The 3472-nt window shown below is 59.9% G+C and carries 3 protein-coding genes and 1 pseudogene; 3 read left to right on the top strand and 1 reads right to left on the bottom strand.

The window, feature by feature from the left end; all coding sequences use genetic code 11:
• Nucleotides 1-167: 167 nt before the first annotated feature.
• A pseudogene (msrB, locus tag ABT116_RS40940) lies at nucleotides 168-752 on the bottom strand (peptide-methionine (R)-S-oxide reductase MsrB); the annotation flags it as partial.
• A 659-nt stretch (nucleotides 753-1411) separates the two neighbouring features.
• Here msrB and ABT116_RS40945 point away from each other — a divergent pair.
• The 3 genes from ABT116_RS40945 to ABT116_RS40955 form a co-directional block, all read left to right on the top strand.
• On the top strand, nucleotides 1412-1906 hold the full coding sequence (locus ABT116_RS40945; protein ID WP_198402566.1) for a carboxymuconolactone decarboxylase family protein: 495 nt from the start codon (nucleotides 1412-1414) through the stop codon (nucleotides 1904-1906).
• 305 nt (nucleotides 1907-2211) lie between these two features.
• Nucleotides 2212-2805: a molybdopterin-dependent oxidoreductase gene (locus ABT116_RS40950; RefSeq protein ID WP_003943768.1), complete on the top strand. Its 594-nt coding sequence runs from the start codon at nucleotides 2212-2214 to the stop codon at nucleotides 2803-2805.
• Nucleotides 2802-3472, top strand: a 671-nt coding sequence (locus ABT116_RS40955; RefSeq protein ID WP_351645250.1) for an FAD-binding oxidoreductase, incomplete at its 3' end; no start/stop codon positions are given. The genes ABT116_RS40950 and ABT116_RS40955, both read left to right, overlap by 4 nt.

Below are 3472 nucleotides of genomic sequence, written 5' to 3' on the forward strand. Positions count from 1 at the left end.
GGCCGGATCGGCCTCGACCTCACCATCGACCGCGTGCACCCGCGGTCGTACCGCGACCCCCTGCTCGGCGAGTACCGGGAGCGGCTGCTGGCCGCCGCGTGGCCTGGGTGATTACGGTAAGTCGGGTAGTCGTTCTGCCCACCGGCGTACCCCACGCGACTGGCGAGCACGCCGGGCTGACGGCGGAGCAGATCCTGCATACCCCAGAAGCAGCCGCCGGCTAGAACGGCCGTCTCTATGCCGGAGACGCGTGTGATCGTTCCAGCGTCCTTGATATCGCCTGGCATACTGTGTCTCCCCTCGTGGTCGGTCTCGAACAGTGAACTGAACTCGCCGTACCCCTCCTTGGCAAGCTGTGAGACTGGGACGAAGCGCAGAGCGGCCGAGTTCATGCAGTAACGCTGGCCGCCGGTAGCCTCAGGGCCGTCGCTGAATACGTGCCCGAGATGGCTGTCGGCACCTGAGGAACGCACCTCGGTGCGAGCCCTGCTCAGTTTCTGATCCGTTTTGGTCGTGACGGCCTCATTGTCGATAGGGGCGGTGAAGCTGGGCCATCCTGTCCGGCTGTCGTACTTGTCCGTGGAGGAGAACAACGGCTGACCCGAAACAACGTCGACATAGATGCCGGCCTCATGGTTGTCCCAGTACGGGTTGCCGAACGCAGGCTCGGTGCCGTCCTCCTGTGTTACTCGGCGCTGAATGTCGGTTAGACGGCTCAATGCCTCAGAGGTCTTACGGTAGTCGTTGGTCACTGGACTCCTCTTCTGTGACGTAAGTGGCTACTCCTGCAGGGATCCGTCATAGCTGCCACTTGTTCTAGAACGGTCTTCTGGGTCCAACTATTCCGGATCTGTTCTGAGATGATGCTGTGATCGAGGCGAGTGTCGCGAATGGAAACACATGTTCGCACGACGGTGCAGTGATCATCTGACTTTCCCTAGTGTAGTTAGCATATGGTTTTCCGGCAACGGAGATTCGACAGCGAGTGCGGAGTGCGTCGACATGGTTAACTTAGACCCACGGAGGAGACTTCGACATGGACCTACGAGTCCATACGAGATCTGACCGGCTGGCCCGAACAACCGCGACGGGCCGCAGTCGATAGAACTCCAGAGACGCGGGGACCTTCGACCATGATGGACGATCAGGCAGCCATCCATCTCTCACGACGGGATGATGTGGAGTCCCGCGCAACTTCGTTCGCAGAGCAGGGGCCAGGTGACATTTTTCGCAACTCATGTGCGTAGGCGTACCGCCTGGCCGAAGTCAGGATGGCCGAAACCGCAGACAGGTTGGACATCGCCATTATGGAGGGAAAGTAAGCGACGCCGAGGTATCGAGGTTCGTTCATCGAAGGCATCTCAGTGCGCCGTAGCGATCAACGGCCTGGCCACGAATGATTGGCGTCGTTGTGTCTGAGGTCAGCGCGGAGGGCTGGATGTCAGGGTCCGAAAATGTCCGGTTCGACAACACGCGGTTCGACCCTGACCTCACACCCTTTCACGAGCTGGCCAAAGAAATGGCAGTACAGTTCGGGTACTCGGCTGAATTGTCGGTGGATCGGAAACTGTTGCAACTCCTCCGTTTGCGTGTGGCGCAACTGAACCCATGCTCCTACTGCCTTATTCTGCACACCCGAATTGCGGCAGAGATTGGCATTTCATCTGCACTGGCCGCGCATCTCATCTCCTGGCGTGAGAGCACGATGTTCTCATCTGCACAGAGAGCGGCTCTCGCGTATTGCGAAGGCCTCACATTGTTTCGTCACCAGCAGTTCTCTGCTGTTCACGACGAGTTGCGGCTCCACTTCACGGAACTCGAGGTCGCGGAGATCGCGGCGGTGATCATTAACATGAATGTGTGGACCCGGCTGAAACTTGCTCAAGGAGCTGTCCCGGTCACGTGAGAGCGATTCGATTCAACTACCTCCGAACCAACCGCGCGGGGCGGAGCTTCTTCCCAACCGAAAATTCGGTGCTGCCGAGGGAAGCGTTCACCTCGTCCCGAGGCGAAAATTGCTGTCGGCGAGCGAATCATTGCGACGTGCACGGCGCGGGCGGAGAGGTTCTCTGTAATGTGCACGGTCTCAAGATTCCTCGAAGCCGAAGGCTGGTTTCGCAACGGTTGAATCCGGCCGTTGATAGTGTCCAAGCAACATGCCAGCGAACATCCCAGCGACGAACATCGTAGAAAGGTTGAGGAGCGCACATTATGGGAGTTATCAATAGTGGCTTCGGAGGGCGGCGAGGTTCCAGTAACCCGAATCTGCCTCCGGGGCAGACGCTCGTCGATGACTGGCCGGTGCTCACTGCCGGGCCCACGCCGGCTGTCGAGGAGAACGACTGGAGTTTTACGATCAGGACGGAGGACGGGACCAAGCACCGGTGGAACTGGACAGAGCTTCTGAGTGTCGGCGTCGAGGACATCGTCACTGATATTCACTGCGTCACCCACTGGTCGAAGCTGAGCATGGCGTGGCGTGGGGTGTCATTGGACCGGCTGTTCGAAGACGTCGAGACTAGTCACGACTACGCGATGGTCCGGAGTTTCGGGGGTTACACCACCAACCTTCCTCTCGAAGACCTCCTCGACGGGCAGGCTTGGATAGCCACCGAGGCTCAGGGCTCGCCGCTCTCAGCAGAACATGGAGGGCCGGCACGGTTGCTCGTACCCCACCTTTACTTCTGGAAGAGCGCGAAGTGGGTACGCGGAATGGATATGATGCCATCGGATGATCCGGGCTTCTGGGAACAGAACGGCTACCACCTCCGGGGCGACCCGTGGCGGGAGGAACGTTACCAATGACCAACCCAACCCTGGTCCGCTGGCACGTCGGGCGGGTAATCGGTCGACGCTACGAAGCCGACTCGGCTGTTCGCCTCGAACTCGATGTTCCGACCTGGCCCGGAAACGACGCTGGATCGCACCTCGACCTCCGGCTGACGGCTCCGGATGGTTACCAGGCGTCCCGTTCATACTCGCTCGCATCCTCGGGTGAGTCCACTCGAGTGGTCTTGGTGGTCCATGAGGTACCCGACGGGGAAGTATCGCCTTTCCTGGTGCATCAACTCGCTGAGGGCGACGAAGTGGAGATACAGGGACCACTCGGGCGGTACTTCATCTGGAATCCGGCGGATCCGGATCGATCGCCGGTCCAGCTCATCGCTGGGGGTTCAGGCGTAGTGCCCTTGTTCTCGATGGCTTCGGCGCGAGAAGGCGTTGAGGAAAGCGCAGACTTTCGACTGCTGTATTCGGTCCGGACTCCTCGAGATGTTTTGTTCGCCGATGAATTGGGTGCACTGTCGCGAACGACCGTCGACATCGTGCATACGCGTGAGTCGCCTCCGAGATCGGTTCGTCCGCCCGGCAGATTGACCCGTGCTCATCGAGTCCGGCGCGCCGCAAGGACTGCCCTTCATTCCACCGGGAGCACCCGCATGAGCACTGTGTTGTTGTTGTCGACCGCCGACAC

The organism is Streptomyces sp. NPDC002130 (assembly GCF_040296465.1).
Classification (GTDB): Bacteria; Actinomycetota; Actinomycetes; order Streptomycetales; family Streptomycetaceae; genus Streptomyces.

Excerpts from the sequence above, each read along its gene's own strand:
- ABT116_RS40950 (WP_003943768.1), top strand. The coding sequence starts at position 2,212 with ATGGGAGTTATCAATAGTGGCTTCGGAGGGCGGCGAGGTTCCAGTAAC.